At 55.3% G+C, this 237-nt stretch carries 1 protein-coding gene; it reads left to right on the top strand.

Annotated elements, in window-relative coordinates; all coding sequences use genetic code 11:
* The coding region (locus tag AC1RPR_RS09080; protein ID WP_481763622.1) for a hypothetical protein at positions 1–237 on the top strand (237 nt) is incomplete at both ends.

The raw sequence follows: 237 nt of genomic DNA on the forward strand, positions 1-237 counted from the left end.
AAAGCAACGCTGACCAACGTCTACACGATCTGGAACGACATCGACAACGATGAAGTTTTGGACTCGATCGTTGATCACAACGATCTGTACAACGCACACCCGCTGGCGGAAGTCTGCGACGAGATTTACAACGATTTTGCGGTCGCGGTCACTGTCGCGGACCTGCGTGGATGCGCCACCGTGAACGAGATCACGGACCTGATTCTGCGCAAGCGGAAGGAGCAGGAAGCTGGGAAC

It is taken from the genome of Dellaglioa sp. CoH-57-MRSF-22 (assembly GCF_056781895.1).